This window comes from Mesorhizobium sp. CA15 (assembly GCF_020165215.1).
Lineage (GTDB): Bacteria > Pseudomonadota > Alphaproteobacteria > Rhizobiales > Rhizobiaceae > Mesorhizobium.
Genome location: NZ_JAIUHQ010000014.1, coordinates 136,655 through 155,874, shown reverse-complemented (window position 1 = coordinate 155,874; position 19,220 = coordinate 136,655). Strand labels below are relative to the sequence as shown.

At 65.0% G+C, this 19,220-nt stretch carries 21 protein-coding genes; 14 read left to right on the top strand and 7 right to left on the bottom strand.

Going from position 1 to position 19,220, the window contains the following annotated elements:
* Nucleotides 1-517 precede the first annotated feature (517 nt).
* The 3 genes from LB515_RS21445 to LB515_RS21435 are packed head-to-tail and all read left to right on the top strand — an operon-like array spanning nt 518 to nt 3,997.
* Complete coding sequence (locus LB515_RS21445) at nt 518-1,216, top strand: response regulator transcription factor (protein ID WP_224708886.1); 699 nt, start codon at nt 518-520, stop codon at nt 1,214-1,216.
* A gap of 59 nt (nt 1,217-1,275) precedes the next feature.
* Nucleotides 1,276-2,778 carry an ATP-binding protein gene (locus LB515_RS21440; protein WP_411969163.1) on the top strand — a complete coding sequence of 501 codons (1,503 nt, stop codon included), beginning with the start codon at nt 1,276-1,278 and terminating at the stop codon, nt 2,776-2,778.
* A gap of 52 nt (nt 2,779-2,830) precedes the next feature.
* The gene (locus LB515_RS21435; protein ID WP_224708884.1) at nt 2,831-3,997 is read left to right on the top strand and encodes an NAD(P)/FAD-dependent oxidoreductase; all 1,167 of its coding nucleotides are present in this window, start codon (nt 2,831-2,833) and stop codon (nt 3,995-3,997) included.
* Nucleotides 3,998-4,209: 212 nt separating this feature from the next.
* Here LB515_RS21435 and LB515_RS21430 read toward each other — a convergent pair whose 3' ends face one another.
* The 4 genes from LB515_RS21430 to LB515_RS21415 form a co-directional block, all read right to left on the bottom strand.
* On the bottom strand, nt 4,210-4,710 hold the full coding sequence (locus LB515_RS21430) for an SRPBCC domain-containing protein (RefSeq protein ID WP_224708883.1): 501 nt from the start codon (nt 4,708-4,710) through the stop codon (nt 4,210-4,212).
* Nucleotides 4,711-4,754: 44 nt separating this feature from the next.
* The gene (locus LB515_RS21425) at nt 4,755-5,204 is read right to left on the bottom strand and encodes an SRPBCC family protein (RefSeq protein WP_224708882.1); all 450 of its coding nucleotides are present in this window, start codon (nt 5,202-5,204) and stop codon (nt 4,755-4,757) included.
* Nucleotides 5,201-5,521 (bottom strand): ArsR/SmtB family transcription factor, encoded by a 321-nt coding sequence (locus LB515_RS21420; protein WP_224517921.1) that lies wholly within the window; start codon nt 5,519-5,521, stop codon nt 5,201-5,203. Before LB515_RS21420 ends, LB515_RS21425 begins: the two co-directional genes overlap by 4 nt.
* Nucleotides 5,522-5,858: 337 nt before the next feature.
* Nucleotides 5,859-6,284: a GNAT family N-acetyltransferase gene (locus tag LB515_RS21415; RefSeq protein ID WP_224708881.1), complete on the bottom strand. Its 426-nt coding sequence runs from the start codon at nt 6,282-6,284 to the stop codon at nt 5,859-5,861.
* 189 nt (nt 6,285-6,473) lie between these two features.
* On the opposite strand from LB515_RS21415, the gene leuD reads away from it, so the two are divergent.
* The 7 genes from leuD (at nt 6,474) to LB515_RS21380 (ending at nt 12,117) form a co-directional block, all read left to right on the top strand.
* Nucleotides 6,474-7,079: a 3-isopropylmalate dehydratase small subunit gene (gene leuD, locus LB515_RS21410; protein WP_041000473.1), complete on the top strand. Its 606-nt coding sequence runs from the start codon at nt 6,474-6,476 to the stop codon at nt 7,077-7,079.
* Nucleotides 7,080-7,145: 66 nt separating this feature from the next.
* Entirely contained in the window at nt 7,146-8,075 is a 930-nt protein-coding gene (locus tag LB515_RS21405) for a hypothetical protein (RefSeq protein ID WP_224708880.1), read from the top strand.
* Between the two features lie 242 nt (nt 8,076-8,317).
* Nucleotides 8,318-9,244, top strand: a complete 927-nt coding sequence (locus LB515_RS21400) for an IS110 family transposase (protein ID WP_224545238.1) — start codon at nt 8,318-8,320, stop codon at nt 9,242-9,244.
* A 266-nt stretch (nt 9,245-9,510) separates the two neighbouring features.
* Nucleotides 9,511-9,894: a RidA family protein gene (locus LB515_RS21395; protein WP_095770033.1), complete on the top strand. Its 384-nt coding sequence runs from the start codon at nt 9,511-9,513 to the stop codon at nt 9,892-9,894.
* Between the two features lie 43 nt (nt 9,895-9,937).
* Complete coding sequence (locus LB515_RS21390) at nt 9,938-10,288, top strand: VOC family protein (RefSeq protein WP_224708893.1); 351 nt, start codon at nt 9,938-9,940, stop codon at nt 10,286-10,288.
* Between the two features lie 235 nt (nt 10,289-10,523).
* Complete coding sequence (gene leuB, locus LB515_RS21385; protein WP_224708879.1) at nt 10,524-11,627, top strand: 3-isopropylmalate dehydrogenase; 1,104 nt, start codon at nt 10,524-10,526, stop codon at nt 11,625-11,627.
* 4 nt (nt 11,628-11,631) lie between these two features.
* Nucleotides 11,632-12,117 (top strand): GNAT family N-acetyltransferase, encoded by a 486-nt coding sequence (locus LB515_RS21380; RefSeq protein ID WP_224708878.1) that lies wholly within the window; start codon nt 11,632-11,634, stop codon nt 12,115-12,117.
* A gap of 377 nt (nt 12,118-12,494) precedes the next feature.
* On the opposite strand, the gene LB515_RS21375 is transcribed toward LB515_RS21380, so the two are convergent.
* Entirely contained in the window at nt 12,495-14,387 is a 1,893-nt protein-coding gene (locus LB515_RS21375; RefSeq protein WP_224708877.1) for a DEAD/DEAH box helicase, read from the bottom strand.
* 582 nt (nt 14,388-14,969) lie between these two features.
* On the opposite strand from LB515_RS21375, the gene LB515_RS21370 reads away from it, so the two are divergent.
* The 3 genes from LB515_RS21370 to LB515_RS21360 all read left to right on the top strand — a co-directional run bounded on the left by LB515_RS21370 (nt 14,970) and on the right by LB515_RS21360 (nt 16,858).
* Nucleotides 14,970-16,004, top strand: coding sequence for an aspartate-semialdehyde dehydrogenase (locus tag LB515_RS21370; RefSeq protein WP_095770019.1), 1,035 nt, complete (start codon nt 14,970-14,972; stop codon nt 16,002-16,004).
* A gap of 396 nt (nt 16,005-16,400) precedes the next feature.
* Nucleotides 16,401-16,577 (top strand): hypothetical protein, encoded by a 177-nt coding sequence (locus tag LB515_RS21365; protein WP_224708876.1) that lies wholly within the window; start codon nt 16,401-16,403, stop codon nt 16,575-16,577.
* Complete coding sequence (locus LB515_RS21360; protein WP_224708875.1) at nt 16,574-16,858, top strand: GNAT family N-acetyltransferase; 285 nt, start codon at nt 16,574-16,576, stop codon at nt 16,856-16,858. The genes LB515_RS21365 and LB515_RS21360 overlap by 4 nt, the downstream gene beginning before the upstream one ends.
* Here the strand turns inward: LB515_RS21360 and LB515_RS21355 are convergent.
* Both LB515_RS21355 and LB515_RS21350 read right to left on the bottom strand, forming a co-directional pair.
* Entirely contained in the window at nt 16,840-17,268 is a 429-nt protein-coding gene (locus LB515_RS21355) for an ACT domain-containing protein (RefSeq protein ID WP_224708874.1), read from the bottom strand. The two genes, LB515_RS21360 and LB515_RS21355, sit on opposite strands and share 19 nt — an antisense overlap.
* 163 nt (nt 17,269-17,431) lie before the next feature.
* Nucleotides 17,432-17,881, bottom strand: coding sequence for a cupin domain-containing protein (locus tag LB515_RS21350; RefSeq protein WP_224708873.1), 450 nt, complete (start codon nt 17,879-17,881; stop codon nt 17,432-17,434).
* Between the two features lie 168 nt (nt 17,882-18,049).
* Between LB515_RS21350 and LB515_RS21345 the strand changes: the two genes are divergently transcribed.
* The gene (locus LB515_RS21345; RefSeq protein WP_224708872.1) at nt 18,050-19,192 is read left to right on the top strand and encodes a helix-turn-helix transcriptional regulator; all 1,143 of its coding nucleotides are present in this window, start codon (nt 18,050-18,052) and stop codon (nt 19,190-19,192) included.
* The last annotated feature ends 28 nt before the right edge of the window (nt 19,193-19,220 follow it).

The following is a 19,220-nucleotide window of genomic DNA, read 5'->3' as shown; positions in this document are numbered from 1 at the left end:
CGCATATGGCGGCGCCAGCCCCCGCTCCGTCTCGGCGCTGCGCGCCGAGCCACCTCTCCCCCACTTTGTGGGGACGAGGAAACGCTAATCGCCGAGGGCGCGCGACCTTCGCAGGCCTGGGTTCCTCGCCCCCGCCAGAGGCGGGGAGAGGTGGCTCGGCGAAGCCGAGACGGAGAGGGGGAGCGCCCTACGCGATTATCCCGCCGAAAAGGCGACCTGCCTGCACTAAATCTGCAAATCCTTACTGAAAAGCTCCGGGATTCCGCCGCGCACTTACCGCACCGGCCGGCGAAACCGGCGTCATGCGAACACGTCACACATCCCGCTGGTCGCTACCGCGCCGGCTCCGCAATGACGGCTGGTGGCTCGTCGAGCCGCAAAGACCATGCCATGGGGCGGGTATCCTGCTTTTCGCCCCGAGGCCGCTCCACTCCCGACCGAAAACAATTTCGCACTTTTCCCTGGAATTGCTCTAATCCTGCCGTCATCCAACCTTACGCGCCGGGCCGCTGATTTCATGCCGCACAACATTCTCGTCGCTGACGACGACCCGCATATCCGCGAGATCATCTGCTTCGCGCTGGAAAAGGCCGGCATGAAGACGGCCGCCGTCGCCGACGGCGCAGCGGCGCTGCAAGCGGTCGAGCGCCGCGCGCCCGATCTCATCGTGCTCGATATCGGCATGCCGGAGATGGACGGGCTGGAGGTCTGCCGCAGGTTGCGGCAAAAGTACGACGTGCCGGTGCTGTTTTTGTCCGCGCGCGACGAGGAGATCGACCGGGTGCTCGGGCTGGAGATGGGCGGCGATGATTATGTGACCAAACCGTTCAGCCCGCGCGAGCTGGTCGCCCGCGTCAACGTCATCCTGCGGCGCGCGCGTCCGGCGCCGGTCGAAGAAGAAGCCGACGACCGTCAATTCGTGCATGGCAAGCTCATGCTCGTCCCGGCAAGCCATGAAGCCAGCTTCGACGGCAAGCCGCTCACCTTGACGGCGATCGAGTTCGCTATTTTGAAGGGCTTCCTCGCCCGCCCGCTTCATGTGCTTGGCCGCGAGGCGGTGATGGCCAATGCCTATGCCTCCAACATCCATGTCTCGGAACGCACGGTCGACAGCCATATCCGCAACGTGAGGGCCAAGCTGGCGGCGGTCGGCTGTCTCGACGCGATCGCGACGGTGCATGGCGTCGGCTTCCGGCTCGGCCGATGCGGTGGTTGAGCAAGGAGAAGTGGCGGCCCAGGCTTGCCACCGTCGTCGTCGTCATCCTCATCCTGGTGATGGCGCTGCCGCTGGTCGGACTGTTCTTCTTCCGGCTCTACGAGAACCAGCTCATCCGCCAGACCGAAGGCGAGCTCATCGCGCAAGGCGCGGTCGCCGCCGCCGTCTATGCCCAGGAGGTGCGCGCTGCCGGCATTCCCCAGGAAAAACTCGGGTCGCCGATCTCGGCCGATCCGGCAAGGGACAACAACTATCCCTATGATCCGATCGAGCCGCGCCTCGACCTTGCCTCGGACGATGTCATGCCGACGCGCCCGGCGGCGCTTCCCGCCACCGCCGATCCGGCCTTCGCGGCAATAGGCGCGCGGCTCGACGGCATCCTCGACGAGACGCAGAAAACGACGCTTGCCGGCTTCCGGCTGCTCGATCCGCGCGGCGTGGTGATCGCCGGCGGCGACGAGGTCGGCCGGTCGCTCGGCGAAATCGAAGAGGTGCGGACCGCGCTTTCAGGCGCCTATGCCAGCGCGCTCAGGTTGCGCATTCCCGACCAGCCACCGCCGCCGCTCTACTCGGTGAGCCGCGGCACCAGGGTGCGCGTCTTCGTCGCCCTGCCGGTCGAGCTCGACGGCCGGGTCGCGGGCGTGGTCTATCTGTCGCGGACGCCGAACAACATCGTCAAGCACCTCTATGGCGAGCGCGGCAAGGTGACGTTGGCGGCGATCGCCATCCTGGGCGGCACGCTGCTGATCGCGTTGGTGTTCATCCGCACCGTCAGCCGGCCGATCTACGCGCTGATCGACCGTACAAAACGCATCGCCGCCGGCGACCGCGAAGCAATCAGGCCGCTCGCCCATCACGGCACGCGCGAGATGGCCGCGCTGTCGGCGGCGTTCCTCGACATGGCGCAAAAACTGCAGGCGCGCTCCGACAGCATCCAGACCTTCGCCACCCATGTCTCGCATGAGCTGAAATCGCCGCTGACGGCGATCCAGGGCGCGGCGGAGCTGCTTCGCGATTCCGGCGGCGCGATGGACGAGGCCGAGCGCAAGCGTTTCTCCAACAACATCGTCACCGACGCCGGGCGGCTCAATCTCCTGGTGCGCCGACTGCTCGACCTGGCGCGCGCTGAAAATCTGGAACCGAGCGGCGAAAGCACGACGCTTCATGCGGCGTTGGCATCCTTGCCGGTCGACACAAGGCTGGAAACACGGCTTGAAGGCGGCGGCGATATCAGGCTCGGCATCTCGGCCGAGAATCTCGGCATCGTGCTCGCCAATCTCATCGACAATTCGGCACGGCATGGCGCCCGAGAGGTGGCGATCCATGCTTCAGCCGATGGCGAGCGCGCGTCGGTCCGGATTGGCGACGACGGCGACGGCATCTCGGCCGCCAACCGTGCCAGGATCTTCGAGCCGTTCTTCACCACGCGGCGCGAGACCGGCGGCACCGGCATGGGGCTCGGCATCGTGCTGGCCCTCCTGAAAGCGCATGATGGCACGATCAGGCTGGTTGACTCCGAGCGCGGCACGCGCTTCGAGATCGATCTTCCTGCATTGATTTGAGCGTGCGAACCCGAGCGTCGGGATCATGCTCTGAAGTCGGAGAACCAAAAGCGTGCGCTACGACATCGTCATCATCGGCGGGGCCATCGTCGGGTCCTCGGTCGCCTATTATTTGCGCGAGGAGGGCTTTACCGGTTCGATCGCGCTGATCGACCGCGATCCACAGTTCTCGCATGCGGCGACGACCTTGTCCTGCGCCTCGATCCGCCAGCAATTCTCGATCCCTGAAAACATCCGCCTGTCGCAGTTCACGCTGAAACTGTTCCGGCGGCTGAAGGAAACCTTCGGCGCCGATGCCGATATCGGCTTTCGCGAGGGCGGCTATCTCATCCTCGCCGGCGAGGCCGGGCTGCCGATCCTCAAGGCCAATCACGAGACGCAAGTCGCCGAGGGCGCCGACATCGTGCTGGAGGATGCCGGCCAGCTGACGCAGCGTTTCTCCTGGCTATCGGCCGAAGGCATTTCCGCCGGCGCCTATGGCCGCACCGGCGAAGGCTGGTTCGACGCGCATGCCATGCTGATGCTGTTCCGCAAGGCGCTGCGCGACAAGAAGATCGATCTCATCACCGCCTCCGTCACCGGCATCGCGCGGGACGGCAAGCGCATCACCAGCGTAAGCCTCGACAATGGCGAGACGCTCAAAGCCGGCATTGTCGTCAACGCGGCCGGGCCGAATGCCGGCAAGGTCGCTGCCTTGGCTGGGCTGGCGCTGCCGGTCGAGCCGCGCAAGCGCAACGTCTTCGTCTTCGAAGCGCGCGACAAATTCGCCGACATGCCGCTGCTGGTGGATCCGTCCGGCATCTATGTGCGGCCCGAGGGCTCGGTCTACATCACCGGCGGCGCCGAGCCGGAGGAAGGCGATCATGCGCCCGATCCGACGGATTTCGAAGTCGAGTGGCCGCTGTTCGAAGAGGTGATCTGGCCAGTTCTAGCCACCCGCATCCCGGCCTTCGAGGCGATCAAGCCGACGCGCGCCTGGGTCGGGCATTACGACTACAACACGCTCGACCAGAACGCGGTGATCGGCCCGCATCCGGAGGTGGAGAATTTCCTGTTCGCCAACGGCTTCTCCGGCCATGGCCTGCAGCAGGCGCCGGCGGTGGGGAAGTCGATCGCCGAGCTCATCGTGCATGGCGGCTACCGCACAATCGACTGTACGGCATTTGGATATGAGCGTGTGGCGGAAGGACGGGCGTTCCGGGAGCTGAATGTGATTTGAGGGCTCCCCCTTCCCCCCTTGTGGGGGAAGGTGTCGCCGAAGGCGACGGATGAGGGGTGTTCCTGGGAAAGCCAACGTCTCACTCCGCTGGAACACCCCTCATCCGTCTCGGCGCTGCGCGCCGATCCACCACCCGGCCCTTCGCAGGCTCAGGGCGTTCGAAGCTCGACAAGCCAAGCAATTGGCTTTTCGTCCGCTGCGCGGACCGCTTCTCACCCCACAAGGGGAGAAGGGAAGGCCGCGCCGCCGAAATATCCCTGCAGCCATCCAAGCACCCGCGCCCAGCCTTCGGCATGTTCCGCCGCGGCGTCCCGGAAACCTGCGAAGCCGCCATGGCAGATGGTGAGCCGCGTGCCGCCGGCGATCGGCTCCAGCAGATAGGCGAGGGTCGTTTCGCGCCGGCCGAGCGCCGGATGGTCCCAGTCGTAGCGCTGCGTCTGCACGATCCGGCGCGGCATTTCGATTTCGAGAAACTCTCCGCCGGCGGGCAGGCGCCTGCCGTCGGCGGTTCGCACCGTGACACGCCAGCTTCCGCCGACGCGCAGATCGGCGTTCCAGCCGGTCATGCGGTAAGTTTCGGGCGAACCCCACCAACGCTCGACCTCGCTGGTTATCAGCGCCGCGCCAACTTCGTCCGGCGAGGCGGGAAGCTCGGCCGAGGCCATGACCGTATCCGCATTCGCCATGGCTTGCGGCAAGGATAATTGAAGCATCGAATCCACCTCTGCCGGCAATTGTCTCGTGTCCGAAACGAACTTTACTCTTTTGACGGCGGGCGCTCGAAACCCTTGCCGGTTTCGAGCAGGCTCTTGAGGCTGGCGAGCACCAGCGGCCAGCCTTTGGAGACGTTCGGGATCAGCCTGTGGGGGCCGTCGGCCTCATGGGTGACGGCGAGCTTCATCAATTCGCCGTCGGGCTCGATGGTGAAGGTGCAGCGGGTGTAGCCGTCCTCCTTCACCTCGGGCATCCATTCGTTGCGCCATTTGATCACCAGACGCCGCGGCGGGTCGATCTCGAGGATCTCGCCGGAATCGGCGATGCGGCCGTCGGGGAAGACCAGCTTCCAGCTCGAGCCGACCTTCCAGTCGCTCTCCTGATGGGAGCAGAGGAAGAACTGCCGGTTGAATTCCGGATCCGTCAGCGCTTGCCAAAGTTTTTCAGGCGTCGTGCGGATATAGGTGACATAGACAAAGCTGTTCTCGCTCACGGCTCTTCCCTTTCAAGACGTTGCTTCAGGTCACTGAGGGCAGCAAGCCGCCCCCGCTCGAACTTGCCGATCCAGCGCTCGGCGATCTCGTTGATCGGAACGGGGTTGAGGTAGTGCTCCTTCTCGCGACCCCGGCGCATGGTGGTGACGAGGTTCGCCTCCTCGAGGATCGCCAGGTGCTTGGTCACCGCCTGGCGCGTCATCTCCATGTTCTCGCAGAGCGCGTTCAGCGTCTGCCCGTTCCGGGCATGGAGGCTGTCCAGCAATTGCCGGCGGGTCGGGTCGGCCAAGGCGCGAAAGACGGCATCCATGCTCATGGCTTCAATATGCAACCATTTGGTTGCATGTCAAGTGCTGGCAAAGAAATTCTGCCGCCTGATGACTGTTTATCTAAGTTTTCTTGCTTGCCGGATTGTGCCTGTCGTGAGGTGGCTTCGCTTTTGAGCAGCGCCTTCCCCCACTCCGTCGCTGCTTCGCAGCGCCACCTCTCCCCCCTCCGGAGGGAGAGGAAGGGAGCCAGGGTCGGCGAACTCGCACGATTCCTCTCCCCCGTCGATCGGGGGAGAGGTGTCGAGCGAAGCTCGACGGAGTGGGGGTCGATCTGACTTGCCGGTTCCAGGCAGGAGTCAGCTCCGATATCGGTGGCGGTTCAGATCAGCGCTTGCGGGAGAACCAGAAGGCGTCGGTCATGCGCGTCATGCCGATGCGCTCGTAGAAGCCGACGGCATTGGGCATCGAGATCAGGCTGATGGCGACCGAAGGGCCAAGGTGGCGCTGTGCTTCGTCCATCAGGCCCTTGCCGACGCCGAGCCCTTGCGCCGTCTTGGAGACGGCGAGCTCGGAGATGTAGCAGACCCAGGAGAAATCGGTGATGCCGCGCGCGACGCCGATCAGCGGCTTGCCCTCGATGTCGAGCCGCGCTGTCAGCACCAGATTGGCATTGCCGAGCATTGTCTTCAGGCGCGCTTCATCGTCGACGGGCCGTGTTTCACCGAGGCCGGATTCGACCAGCACACGGCGGAATTCGTCGACGTCGAGAGCGGGCTCGCTGGCGTAAAGGACTTTTGAAGGATCGGCCATGGCCGCAGATTGCACCAGCCGGCCAGGATTTCGAAGCCGTTTTTTGAGGTGTTCCAGCTCCGGCACGCATGCCATGCTCGACATTGGCCCAAGGCCCGCGCACGAACAGTTGCCTTTCATTTGCCGCCAGCTTTGTGTAAACCGTCCGGCAAAATTCCCCGCAAGCCACGAAGAAGACGGGCAAGGACCATGGATAAATTCACCAAGCTCACCGGCGTCGCCGCGCCCATGCCGATCGTCAATGTCGACACCGACATGATCATCCCCAAGGATTATCTCAAGACGATCAAGCGCACCGGGCTCGGCACCGGGCTTTTCGCCGAGATGCGCTACAATGAGGACGGCTCGGAGAATCCGGATTTCGTGCTCAACAAGCCGGCCTACCGCAAGGCGCAGATCCTGGTCGCCGGCGACAATTTCGGCTGCGGCTCGAGCCGCGAGCACGCGCCCTGGGCGCTGCTCGATTTCGGCATCCGTTGCGTGATCTCGACCTCGTTCGCCGACATCTTCTACAACAACTGCTTCAAGAACGGCATCCTGCCGATCACGGTCAGCCCGGAAGACCTCGACAAGCTGATGGACGACGCTTCGCGCGGCTCCAACGCGACGCTGTCGATCGACCTCGAGGCGAAGGAAATCCGCGGGCCGGATGGCGGCGTGGTCAAATTCGACCTCGACGACTTCAAGCGCCACTGCCTTTTGAACGGCCTCGACGACATCGGGCTGACCATGGAGAAGGCCGGCGCCATCGCGTCCTTCGAGAAGAAGAATGCCGAGTTGCGCCCCTGGGCCTGACATTCTGAACGTAGTGGCCCGGCCGTTCTCAGCCGGGTTCGTGACGACTGAATGGAGGGGACAGTCATGACACGCTCGCTTCTGGCTGCTTTGGCGGCAATCCTTCTCGCCATGATCGGCGCCAATGCGCAAACCACCGCGCCGGCCACGCAGCCGGCGCCCGCCGCGTCCGACCAGCCGGCTGCCGATCAAGGCGCGGCCGACCAGGGCAACGACCAGGCCGCGTCGGATGACGACAAGCAGGCGCCGATCCCGTTCGAGGGCGGGCAGCTCACCATCACGCAGCCGGAGCAGGACAGCGAAAGGGTGCTTGCCTATGACGGCAAGCAGTTGGCCAGCAATTACGACGTCTTCTTCGACAGGATCGTCAAGATCGGCGACGTCAACGTGGCGCTGGTCGATGTCGGCGACGGCGGCAACCAATGCGGGCCGGCCAAGGTCATCGTCTGGAAGCCGAAGGACGGCGAGATCCAGACCACCACGGTCGAGCAGGACGAATGCGGCGCGCCGGCAGCAGCAGTCTCCGACAGCGCCATCTATTTCGTGCCCTATCTGCTGCCGGGCGAGTCCAAGCCGGCGCTGCAATGGTCGCCCAGGGAAGGGCTGACGACCTCCGGCAACCTGACCTACACGCCCGAACCCGGAACCGGCTGGAAGGATGTCGACCCGTCGAAATTGGACAACATCATTGACGCCTTCCACAACGAGGCTGTCTACAAGGCCGGACAGGCGCTGCTGGGCAACGACATGCCCGACATGGCGACCAGCCTTCTGGTCGGCGGCGGCACCGAAAAGACGGCGTCCGGCGCCTTCTACGCCACCGGCTGCGTGCCGCATGACTGCGGCGGCAATGACGGCTTCATGGCGGTCGACCCGGCCAAACAGAAAGTCTATTTCGCCCGCCGCGGCGACAATGGCGAGCGGCAGGCCTGGCCGCCGATGAAGGACTGGCCGGACGACATCAAGAAGGCCTATGACGACGCGCAAGGGAACTAGGGCGACCATCCGTGCCTTCGTCATTCTAGGGCGGAGCGACGCGTAGCGGAGCGCAGACCCCTAGAATCCTGTGTGTTGGTTCTGGTGTATGGTTGAAGTGGGAAGGAGACCGAATGAATCCTGGTCGTCCTTTCGGACAGGCCGTGGCATGGCTCGGTCCCTTCCCACCGGTGAACCATCAACCTGAACAGTTGCACGGGGCTGTTCCAAGCAGACCCCGCACCACAGGAAGAGGCGTGGACATGATAATGCAGAACTATGTCGGCTGCGACATCTCAAAACAGTGGCTCGACTTTTTCGATGAGACAAGCGGCCGTCTTCGGCGCATCGACAACCAGGCCGACGCGATCGCGGCCTGTGTGGCGGACCTTGATCCCAGCCGCGACTTCGTTGTCATGGAGGCGACAGGCGTCCATGACCGGCTGTTGCGCCACGCGCTGGCCAAGGCCGGCGTGCCGTTCTCGCGGCATAACCCGGCGCACACCCACCACTATGCCAAGTCGACCAGACGGCGCGCCAAGACCGATCCTCTCGATGCCAGGATGCTGAGCGACTACGGCCGTCGCTATCAGCCTGAAGCCGAGCCGGCGCCGCGCGAAGAAGTCGAGCAGCTTCAATCGCTTGCCCGCTACCGCGATCAACTGGTCGAGATGCGGGCAACGGCGAAGAAGCACCTCGCCGAGGCCTTCAATGAGATCGTCATTGCCGATCTGGAAGAAACGATCGCCTACCTCGACACGCGCATCAAGGCGCTCGAAAGCCAGATCGCCGACGTCATTCGTCAAAACCAGGACGCCGCTCGCGACCAGGCGCTGATGGTCTCTGTGCCCGGTGTCTCCAAGGTCGGCGCATTCTCGCTGCTGGCGCTCCTGCCCGAGCTCGGCAAGCGCTCACCCAAGGCAATCGCTGCACTGGTCGGCCTTGCCCCGTTCGACAACAAGAGCGGCAAGCTCAACCGCAGGAGCCAGATTCAGGGCGGGCGATCACGTGTGCGCCGCGCCCTCTACATGGCAGCCCTCACTGCCATCCGAACCTGTGAGCGCTTCAAGACCTTCTACACCGCACTTGCTGCCCGCTCGGGCTCCAAGAAGCTCGCTATCATCGCCGTCGCAAGGAAGCTCCTGGTCGTCCTCAACGCTATCATTCGCGACAAAACCGCATTCGCGTGAACACAGTTGCCATGCCGTGACGGTTGCCGTAGGGTGCAAACGGTGCAGAATTCTGAAACGCTGCGGCGCTTCGACGTCACGGCATGGATTCCAGGGTCTGCGCGCGTCGCTTCGCTCCTTGCTCCGCCCAGGAATGACGACCGGAGGGAGGCTTCGGCCAATCACCCATGTCGCGCTTACCTTTCCTGACAACGGTCCGCCCGGCTTGGCCCACGACCAGCCCCGTCTTCCCCTGCTAGAGGGGGCGCAACCAACGCGAGGCTCCCATGCGCAAGCTCATCTCCACCGGTTCGCCCTTCGAGAAAACCGCCGGCTATTCGCGCGCGGTGGTGCAGGGCGACTGGTGCTTCGTGTCGGGAACCACCGGCTATGATTATGCCACCATGACCATGCCCGACACGGTCGAGGCGCAGACGCGCAATTGCCTTGCCACCATCGCCAAGGCGCTCGCCGAGGGCGGCTTCGACATGGCCGACGTGGTGCGTGCGCATTACTACATCACCGACCAGACCTATGTTGACGTGGTCTTCCCGATCCTCGGCGAGGCGTTCGGCGACATCCGCCCGGCGGCGACGATGATCGTGTGCCAGCTCAACAAGCCGGAGATGAAGATCGAGATCGAGGTGACGGCGCTGAGGCGCACGGCATAGGCTGCCGGCACTGGGAAGCGCGCAAAGCAGGGGTCAGCCTATGGTGAAAGTCGAGCGCATCGTCGCCAACATCGCCACATCCGACATTGCCGCGGCCGAGCGCTTTTACCAGGACGTGCTCGGGCTTGATCTGCTCATGGATATGGGTTGGATCGCCACCTACGGGTCCGAGGAACGGATGCAGGTGCAGGTGAGCTTCATGGCGCAAGGCGGATCCGGAACGCCCGTGCCGGACCTGTCGATCCAGGTCGATGACGTGGACGCGGCGCTTGCCGGGATGCAGGAGGCCGGCTTCGCCGTCGAATACGGCCCGGCCGACGAGCCCTGGGGCGTGCGGCGCTTCTATGTGCGCGATCCGTTCGGGCGGCTGGTGAATATCCTGTCGCATCGGTAGGGCTCTTCCAGCTTGGGTTCCTCGCCCCCACGAAGTGGGGGAGAGGTGGCTCGGCGAAGCCGAGACGGAGAGGGGGAGTGCCCTACGAAGGCCCCCTCTCCGTCTGCTTCGTGGACACCTCTCCCCCACCTCCGGCGGGGGCGAGGAACCGAGCTTCGAGACATCCTCTTGCGCCCGGCCCGCTTGGCGTTTAGCAAGGCCGCGGTTTCTCCAGATACTATTGGGACGGTTCTCCATGGCTTCGAAAAATCTCTTCCTGCTCGCCGGCGACGGCATCGGCCCAGAGGCCATGGCCGAGGTGAAGAAGCTGATCAAAGCGATGAACGACAGGCTGGGCAGCGGCTTTGCCACTGACGAGGGGCTGGTCGGCGGCTGCGCTTACGACGCGCATGGCGCGGCGATCTCCGACGCCGACATGGCCAAGGCGATGGCGGCGGATGCCGTGCTGTTCGGCGCCGTCGGCGGGCCGAAATGGGATGCCGTGCCTTACGAGGTGCGCCCCGAGGCCGGGCTCTTGCGCCTGCGCAAGGACATGGAGCTGTTCGCCAACCTCCGGCCGGCGATCTGCTACCCGGCTCTCGCCGCTTCCTCCTCGCTCAAGCAGGAGGTGGTCGAGGGCCTCGACATATTGATCGTGCGCGAGCTCACCGGCGGCGTCTATTTCGGCGAGCCAAAGCAGATCATCGATCTCGGCAACGGCCAGAAGCGCGGCATCGACACCCAGGTCTACGACACGTTCGAGATCGAGCGCATCTCGGGCGTCGCCTTCGAGCTCGCGCGGACGCGTCGGAACCACGTCACCTCGATGGAAAAGCGCAACGTCATGAAGTCGGGCGTTTTGTGGAACGAGGTCGTCTCGCAGACCCACAAGGCGCGCTATTCCGACGTCAAGCTCGACCATATGCTGGCCGATGCCGGCGGCATGCAGCTGGTGCGCTGGCCAAAACAGTTCGACGTCATCGTCACCGACAATCTGTTCGGCGACATGCTCTCCGACATCGCCGCCATGCTCACCGGCTCGATCGGCATGCTGCCTTCGGCCTCGCTCGGCGCGCCGGATGCCAAGACCAAGAAGCGCAAGGCGCTCTACGAGCCGGTGCACGGCTCGGCGCCCGACATCGCCGGCAAGGGCATCGCAAACCCGATCGCCATGATCGCCTCCTTCGCCATGTGCCTGCGCTATTCCTTCGGCATGGTGGCCGAGGCCGACAGGCTGGAAGCGTCGATCGCCGCCGTGCTCGACGACGGCCTGCGTACCAAGGACATTCTTTCCCCGGGCATGAAGGAAGTTGGCACCACCGAGATGGGCGACGCCATCATCGCCAAGTTCCTGGGATGATCGTATGACCGTCGACATTCGCTGGGCGAGGGTCGACGACGCCGAAGCGCTCGCCACCGTGCTTTGCGCGATGGCGGCGCATTACCGGCAGGCGCCGCTCGATCACGGGCGCGCCGCGGCCACGGTGCGGCAATGGCTCGAGGACGAAAGTCCGGCCTATCCGCATTTTGCTTTGGCCTTTGCGGATGGCGAGGTGGCCGGCCTCGCCTCGGTGGCCATTGCGCACCCAGGCATTGATCTCGAACGGCTGATGTTTTTGAAGGATCTGTTCGTGCGCGACAGCGCCCGTGACAAGGGCGTCGGCCGTGCGCTGGTCGGCTTTCTCGCCGGCCATTGCGTCGGCAAAGGCATCGGCCGCATCGATCTGACCACGGAAGGCTGGAACGAAGGCGCGCTGCGTTTCTACGACCGGCTCGGCGCAGAACGCCACGGCCAGAAGGTTTTTCTCAGGGTGTCGGGCGACGCGCTGAACAGAGTCGCTAGAACCTGACGCCGGCCTGTGTCGGCGCCAAAGCGGGGGGTGGCAAAAGCAAGGCAAGACAGCCGGTCGGCTGACGTCGCGGGTACGGCAGCCATCACGCCCTCGTCATTCTATGGCGGAGCAAGGAGCGAAGCGACGCAGCGCAGACCATAGAATCCATTCCGTGACCTGTGAGCGTCGCAGCGGTTCAGAACGGCTCCCTGTTCTGCGTCGTCCCTATTCTTCGCGCGAGGTCACGGCATGGATCCTCGGGTCTGCGCGTCCGCTTCGCTCCCGCTCCGCCCGTGGATGACGAAGTTCGGACGCTTCGGCCAATCTCGAAGGTTGCGATTTGCCACCGAAAGAGAACGCCGGCGCTCGCCGCGGGTCGACCTTCCGTCGCGACCCTATGCTGGCCGCTTCTTCGGCTTCTTGCGCTTTGCCGGCTGGTCGGATTTCGGCCCGTCGAACTTTGGCTTGTCGAATTTCGCCTTGCCGGGTTTCTTCGCCCAGGGCTTTGTGTTCAGCGCCCCGGCGGGCGGACGCTCGCCTAGCGCCCCCTTCTCGAATCCGGGCGCGCCCTGGTCGAAAGACCGCTTGCCGCGATGCGGCTTTTTCTCCGGCCTCGGCGGCTGGTAGCCGGCGCGCGACAGGTCCGGCGTGCCGTCGATCCGCCTGACCGCGATGTTGCCCTGCAGCTTGCGGTCGGGACCGATCGCGGCGACGAACCGGTCGGCCCAGTCGGCGGCGATCTGCACGAAGGTCTCTTCCGGCTGCATCTTAATGGCGCCGATCTCGCGCTTGGACATGCCGGCGGTGCGGCACAGCATCGGGATCAGCCAGCGCGGCTCGGCATTCTGCCGGCGGCCGACCGAGAGCGAGAACCAGACGCTGTCGCCGAAATCGTCGCGGCGGCCCGATGTTTCTGCCCCGCGGCCCGATGTTCCTTCGCGGCGCGCGAACTTCTCCTTCGAGGGCGCGAAGGGCGCGACATCGATCAGGTCCTCAGGCGCCGAGCGGCTAGCACGGCAAAGCCGCACGAAAGCGGCGGCCACCAGCTCGGCGCCGTGCCGTTCGAGAAGCGCCGCGGCGAAGTCGCGCTCCTCGTCCTTCACCGGCTCGCCGAAGGAAGGATCGGCCAGGATGCGCTCGTCGTCGCGCCGCAGCACCTCGTCGGCTGAGGGAGGGCTCGCCCAGGCCGCGGTCAGGCCGGCATTGGCGAGCAGCCGCTCGGTGCGCCGGCGCGCATTGCCCGGCACGATCAGCGCGCTGACGCCCTTGCGGCCGGCGCGTCCGGTGCGGCCGCTGCGATGCAGCAGCGTCTCCGGATTGCTCGGCAGGTCGGCGTGGATGACGAGATCGAGATTGGGCAGGTCGATGCCGCGCGCGGCGACGTCCGTGGCGATGCAGACCTTGGCGCGGCCGTCGCGCATTGCCTGCAGGGCGTGGCTGCGCTCGTTCTGGCTGAGCTCGCCGGAGAGCGCCACCACCGCAAAATTGCGGTTGTTGAAACGCGCTGTGAGATGGTTGACGGCGGCGCGGGTATTGCAGAACACCATCGCATTGCCCGCCTCGTAATAGCGCAGCACGTTGATGATGGCGTTCTCGCGATCGGCGGGCGCGACCGAAAGCGCCCGGTACTCGATATCGAGATGCTGCTTTTCCCCGCCGCCGGCCGAGATGCGCACGGCGTCGCGCTGGTAGCTCTTCGCCAGCGTGGCGATGGAGCGCGGCACGGTGGCGGAAAACATCAGCGTGCGGCGCCCGGCGGGCGCCGCATCGAGGATGAATTCGAGATCCTCGCGGAAGCCGAGGTCGAGCATCTCGTCGGCCTCGTCGAGCACCACCGCTTTCAGCGCCGACATGCCGAGCGCGCCGCGCGTGATGTGGTCGCGCAGCCGGCCCGGCGTGCCGACGACAATATGAGCGCCGCGTTCCAGCGCGCGGCGCTCGGTGCGCATATCCATGCCGCCGACGCAGGAGGCGATCTCAGCGCCGGTCAGCTCGTAAAGCCATTCCAGCTCGCGCCGCACCTGCAGCGCCAGCTCGCGCGTCGGCGCCACGACCAGGCCGAGCGGCGCGCCGGCGTCGCCGAAGCGCTCGGCGCCACTGAGCAGGGTCGGCGCCACGGCAAGACCGAAGGCGACGGTCTTGCCGGAGCCGGTCTGCGCCGACACCAGCGCGTCGGCCTCGCCGAGCTCAGGCCCAAGCACCGCCTTCTGCACCGGCGTCAGCGCGACATAGCCGCGTTTTTCCAGCGCTTGCGCCAGCGCAGGAACAATCGTTTCGAAACTGGACATTTTCTTCTTTCGGAATTCGGGGTTCTGCGCTCGTCATGGAGCACAAGGCCGGCACTGCGCCAGCCAAACGAAATTTGAGCCGTTCGTACTTCCTGCAGCCGCCATTGTACAGAGCAGGCGGCACCGCCTTTCCCTTCTCCCCTTGTGGGAGAAGGTGGCCGCGAAGCGGCCGGATGAGGGTGTTCCAGGGAAAGCCAACGCCTCACTCCGCTGGAACACCCCTCATCCATCTCGGCGCTGCGCGCCGATCCACCTTCTCACAAAGGAGAAGGAGAGGCGCTACGCCAATTGACTCTTCTGCCAAACTGCGTAAAAGCCCGCGTCGAACGGGATGGTTTTCCGATGCGCGGCCTTTCGATGGCTCTTCTTGCATTCGACTCCCCCAGCCACAATGTAACGCATTGGGCTGGGCGCTTAGACGCGTCCATCCGTTCCAGCAAAACTACGGCCAAAACCACCACCAAAACGGTGTGATTCCCTTGGCCTAACCACCCTCTCCCGGGTACGGCCCGGGGGGCGAAACCCGCATGAGGCCGGCGGGTTTTCTCCAACAACCAAGCGGAGAGGGACAGGAGATACCAGATGAGTTTCAAGGTTGCGGTAGTCGGCGCCACGGGCAATGTGGGCCGCGAAATGCTCAACATTCTGGACGAGCGCGGCTTCCCGGTGAGCGAGGTGGTGGCGCTGGCGTCGCGGCGCAGCCAGGGCACCGAAGTGTCCTTCGGCGACCGCACGCTGAAGGTCAAGGCGCTCGACCAGTACGATTTTTCCGACACCGACATCTGCGTGATGTCGGCGGGCGGCAATGTATCGAAGGAATGGTCGCCGAAGATCGGCAAGCAGGGCTGCGTCGTCATCGATAATTCGTCGGCCTTCCGCTACGATCAGGACGTGCCGCTGATCGTGCCGGAAGTGAACCCGGACGCGATTTCGCTGTTCACGCGCAAGAACATCATTGCCAACCCGAACTGCTCGACCGCGCAGCTGGTCGTGGCGCTGAAGCCGCTGCATGACGTCGCCACCATCAAGCGGGTCGTCGTCGCCACCTACCAGTCGGTGTCCGGCGCCGGCAAGGAAGGCATGGACGAGCTGTTCACGCAGACCCGCGCGGTGTTCGTCGCCGACCAGGTCGACGTCAAGAAGTTCACCAAGCGCATCGCCTTCAACGTCATCCCGCATATCGATGTCTTCCTCGACGATGGTTTCACCAAGGAAGAGTGGAAGATGGTGGCCGAGACCAAGAAGATGCTCGACCCCAAGATCAAGCTGACGGCGACCTGCGTGCGCGTGCCGGTGTTCATCGGCCATTCGGAAGCGGTCAACATCGAGTTCGAGAAGCCGATCACGGCGGATGAGGCGCGCGAGATCCTGCGCGAGGCGCCCGGATGCCAGGTGCTCGATAAGCGCGAGAACGGCGGCTATATCACGCCGCTCGAATCGGCCGGCGAGGACGCCACCTTCATCTCGCGCATCCGCGAGGATTCGACCGTCGACAACGGCCTGTCGATGTGGGTGGTCTCCGACAATCTGCGCAAGGGCGCGGCGCTCAATGCCGTGCAGATCGCCGAGCTCCTGGTCGAGCGCGGCCTGATCCAGCCGAAGAAGAAGGCGGCCTGACGGCAGTTTGTTTTCGCTCACGGGCCGCACCGCCGCTGCCGCGGCTGGCCCTGCGCGGGCGCGCCGGACGACCGGCGGCCTGTGGTCGCAGGCTCGGCCTTCGGGCGTTTGTTTTCGCTCACGGGCCGCACCGCCGCTGTCGCGGCTGGCCCTGCGCGGGCGCGCCGGAAAGCCGGCGGCCCGCAGTCGCGGGCTCGGCCTTCGGCCGTGGCGCCTCTTCCTTCTCCCCTTGTGGGAGAAGGTGTCGCCGAAGGCGACGGATGAGGAGTGTTCCAGGGAACGCTGACGTCTCACTCCGCTGGAACACCCCTCATCCGTCTCGGCGCTGTCGCGCCGATCCACCTTCTCCCACAAGGGGAGAAGGGAACGCTCGCACTTTTCGGGTCAGCTGAGCTCATGATCGGTCCAGAGCCCTCAGATATCCTCCTGCGTCCGGCCTTCGCTTCCGACGCCCCCGCCATCGCGCAGATGATGCGCGCGTCGCTCGACGCCTTCGACTGGATGCCGGTGTTGCACACGCCGGAGGAGGACCTGTTCTTCATCTGCGATATCCTGCTGCCGAGCAGCAAGTGACGGCCGCCGAGACCGCCGAATGCATCGTCGGCTTCATCGCCGCCCAGGACGAATGGGTCGAGCAGCTCTATCTCGATCCGGCCTGGACTGGACAAGGCATCGGTAGCCGGCTGCTTGCCCAAGCCACCGCCGGCATGTCTCTGGTCAAGCTCCATTGCTTCCAGGCCAATACCGGCGCGCGCCGCTTCTACGAACGCCACGGTTTTCGCGCCGAGGCCTTCGGCGACGGCTCGACCAATGAGGAAGGCTTGCCCGATATTCTTTACGTGCGCGGTCGCTGAGCCAAGCCGCCGCTTTCCACCGCCAATTCCAGCAATATCGCCAACGCTTCCTCCGCCCGCTCCGCCGGCACGAACAGATGGTCGTGATAGAAGGCCGAGACCGGATTGACGCCCATGCCTGCCGCCGCCAACCGCGTCGTGATGGCGGCGAGGAAGCCGATGGCTTCCAGCGAGGAGTGGATGTCGAGCGTGATCATCCGGCTGCGGAACGTGCCGGCAAGGCCGGCTGCCTTCGCCTGGCTTTCAGCCAGGATCAGCGTCGCGCCCTCGCGCTCGATGAAGCGCATGACCGGCTCCAAGCCCTCCGGCAAGGCTGCGCCGGGCGGCAAGGTCGCGAAGACATAGACTTCCGGGTAAAGCTGCGGCGTCATCGATGCCAGCAGCTTTTGCAGGTTCGTCTCGCCGCTCATGGTTTCCTTCCCCGGAATGAGCGTGGCGCTGTTCTCCTGTCTTGACGCAATTCCGGACGCGTGGCTACGGCGAAGGCGCCGAGCCAACCGCTTACACTTTTCCTGGAAATTGCTTTCGGGGAGGACGTCCCGGAACATGTTCCGCGCCCTTAGGCTGGGTCGCCTAGCGTTCCGGATATCCTAAGGGTGGCCCGGTAATCTCCATGTCGAACTGGGTGGCGATCGCCTTGATTGCGGCCACGTCTCGCGGAATCTCCAGTCCCTGCGCGGCGACCGCCGGGAAAAAGCCTTCGAGACCCCCCGGGGACAGGATGGCGATCCATCGCGCAGGCTCGACGACGACGAACGCGTGCTCAATGCCAGCGGGAATGTGGAATATTTCTCCGGCGCTGCGTTCGGAAGTTTCCCCGGCGCGCCAGAAGCGCAGCCGCCCTTGGAGAATGACGAAGACTTCGTCGGATTTGGGATGGCGATGGCGCGGCGGTCCGTCGCCCGGGCCAGCATCGGATGCAAATGCCCCGAGCTTGCCGCCGGTCTCGCGCGCCGTCAGCAGCGTTTCGTAGTGCGTACCGTTCCAATCGGTCTGAGTGCCAGGTGCTGCCCGCGTTTGCATCTTCGCCACATGGGGTTGGAGTGAAGCTTAATGGCGATAGCTACACGCTGACCTCGGGCGGTCGCCTCGTATGAACATATGAGATGCGGCGGGGAACGGTTGTCAGCAAAGCCGGCTTCCGGCAAACTGCAGACCCCTTCAGGTGAGGGAGCGGTGAATCCGGCACGCATGCACGACTTCGACGGCATGGTCGGGCAGATCTACGATGCGGCGGTCGAACCCGGCCGCTGGCCGCAGGTTCTCGAGACGCTGTCGGATTTCCTCGAAGGCGCCGCCACCAAGCTGACGTTCCAGAACGCAAGGACGTTGCGCAGCGAAGCGAGTTCGGTGCGCATGCCGCCCGAGGCGGACCTCACCTACGCGCAGTATTACTACAAGACCAATGTGTTCCTGCCACGCATCGCCAGGCTGCGCGCCGGCGCGTTGATTCCGGTGTGGGACCTCCTGCCGCGCGAAGTCTACCAGCGCTCCGAGTTCTATAACGACTTCTGCCGGCCCGGCGACATGTGCCACCCGATCGGGGTCGTGCTGGCCAACGAACCGGACATGCGCGTCGTGTTCACCTGCGGACGCGCGAGGACAGCCGGCGAGTTTGAGCCCGAGCATCTCGACCGGCTGCGCCGCGTCGGGCCGCATCTGGTTCGCGCTGCGAGCGTGGGATTGCGCCTCTCGCGTTCGGAGATCGCCAGGAGTGCCAATGTCGAGGCGCTCGACCACGTCGCCCAGGGCGTGCTGATCGTGGCGGCGAATGGCGAGATCCTGTTCGCCAACCGGGCGGCCGAAGCGCTGCTCACCGAAGCCGACGGAATCAGGATCGAGAAATCGGCGCTGCGCGCAAATAAGCCAGCGGATGCCGCGAAATTTCGCCGGTTGATTGCCACGGCCGCAGAGCAGTCGGACACCGCAGGCGGCGTGATGGCGCTCGCACGGCCGGCGCCGCGTCGACCGCTGAGCGTGCTGGTGGCGCCGCTGAAGATCGAGTCGACGTGGTTCGTGACCGGCCGCCCCGCCGCAATCGTGTTCGTGGCCGATCCGGAGAGCGCGCCGCGGACCATGCAGCGCCAGTTGCGCAATCTCTACCGACTGACCCCAGCCGAGGCGGCCGTGGCCATTGCGATCGCCCGCGGCGAAGGACTGCAGGCGGTCGCAGACGAGCTCGGCATCAGCCTGACCACGGCGCGCACCCACCTGCAGCACGTTTTCGAAAAGACGGAGACGCGGCGGCAGGCGGAGCTGGTGCGCCTCATTGCGGCGAGTGGCGTTTACGACCGGTTGGCGGAACCTGCGTCGAAAGGACTCCGGACCCTGTAGGATCGCGGCCCCATAGCGCGTCCTTGGT

Bases quoted from the DNA above. Each gene is read 5' to 3' on its own strand.
- LB515_RS21445 (WP_224708886.1), top strand. From the start codon at position 518: ATGCCGCACAACATTCTCGTCGCTGACGACGACCCGCATATCCGCGAG.
- LB515_RS21380 (WP_224708878.1), top strand. From the start codon at position 11,632: ATGACCGTCGACATTCGCTGGGCGAGGGTCGACGACGCCGAAGCGCTC.
- leuD (WP_041000473.1), top strand. From the start codon at position 6,474: ATGGATAAATTCACCAAGCTCACCGGCGTCGCCGCGCCCATGCCGATC.
- LB515_RS21440 (WP_411969163.1), top strand. From the start codon at position 1,276: ATGGCGCTGCCGCTGGTCGGACTGTTCTTCTTCCGGCTCTACGAGAAC.
- LB515_RS21345 (WP_224708872.1), top strand. From the start codon at position 18,050: ATGCACGACTTCGACGGCATGGTCGGGCAGATCTACGATGCGGCGGTC.
- LB515_RS21415 (WP_224708881.1), bottom strand. From the start codon at position 6,284: ATGGCCGATCCTTCAAAAGTCCTTTACGCCAGCGAGCCCGCTCTCGAC.
- LB515_RS21420 (WP_224517921.1), bottom strand. From the start codon at position 5,521: ATGAGCATGGATGCCGTCTTTCGCGCCTTGGCCGACCCGACCCGCCGG.
- LB515_RS21405 (WP_224708880.1), top strand. From the start codon at position 7,146: ATGACACGCTCGCTTCTGGCTGCTTTGGCGGCAATCCTTCTCGCCATG.
- LB515_RS21355 (WP_224708874.1), bottom strand. From the start codon at position 17,268: ATGAGCGGCGAGACGAACCTGCAAAAGCTGCTGGCATCGATGACGCCG.
- LB515_RS21365 (WP_224708876.1), top strand. From the start codon at position 16,401: ATGATCGGTCCAGAGCCCTCAGATATCCTCCTGCGTCCGGCCTTCGCT.
- LB515_RS21370 (WP_095770019.1), top strand. From the start codon at position 14,970: ATGAGTTTCAAGGTTGCGGTAGTCGGCGCCACGGGCAATGTGGGCCGC.
- leuB (WP_224708879.1), top strand. From the start codon at position 10,524: ATGGCTTCGAAAAATCTCTTCCTGCTCGCCGGCGACGGCATCGGCCCA.
- LB515_RS21395 (WP_095770033.1), top strand. From the start codon at position 9,511: ATGCGCAAGCTCATCTCCACCGGTTCGCCCTTCGAGAAAACCGCCGGC.
- LB515_RS21400 (WP_224545238.1), top strand. From the start codon at position 8,318: ATGATAATGCAGAACTATGTCGGCTGCGACATCTCAAAACAGTGGCTC.
- LB515_RS21375 (WP_224708877.1), bottom strand. From the start codon at position 14,387: ATGTCCAGTTTCGAAACGATTGTTCCTGCGCTGGCGCAAGCGCTGGAA.
- LB515_RS21350 (WP_224708873.1), bottom strand. From the start codon at position 17,881: ATGCAAACGCGGGCAGCACCTGGCACTCAGACCGATTGGAACGGTACG.
- LB515_RS21430 (WP_224708883.1), bottom strand. From the start codon at position 4,710: ATGCTTCAATTATCCTTGCCGCAAGCCATGGCGAATGCGGATACGGTC.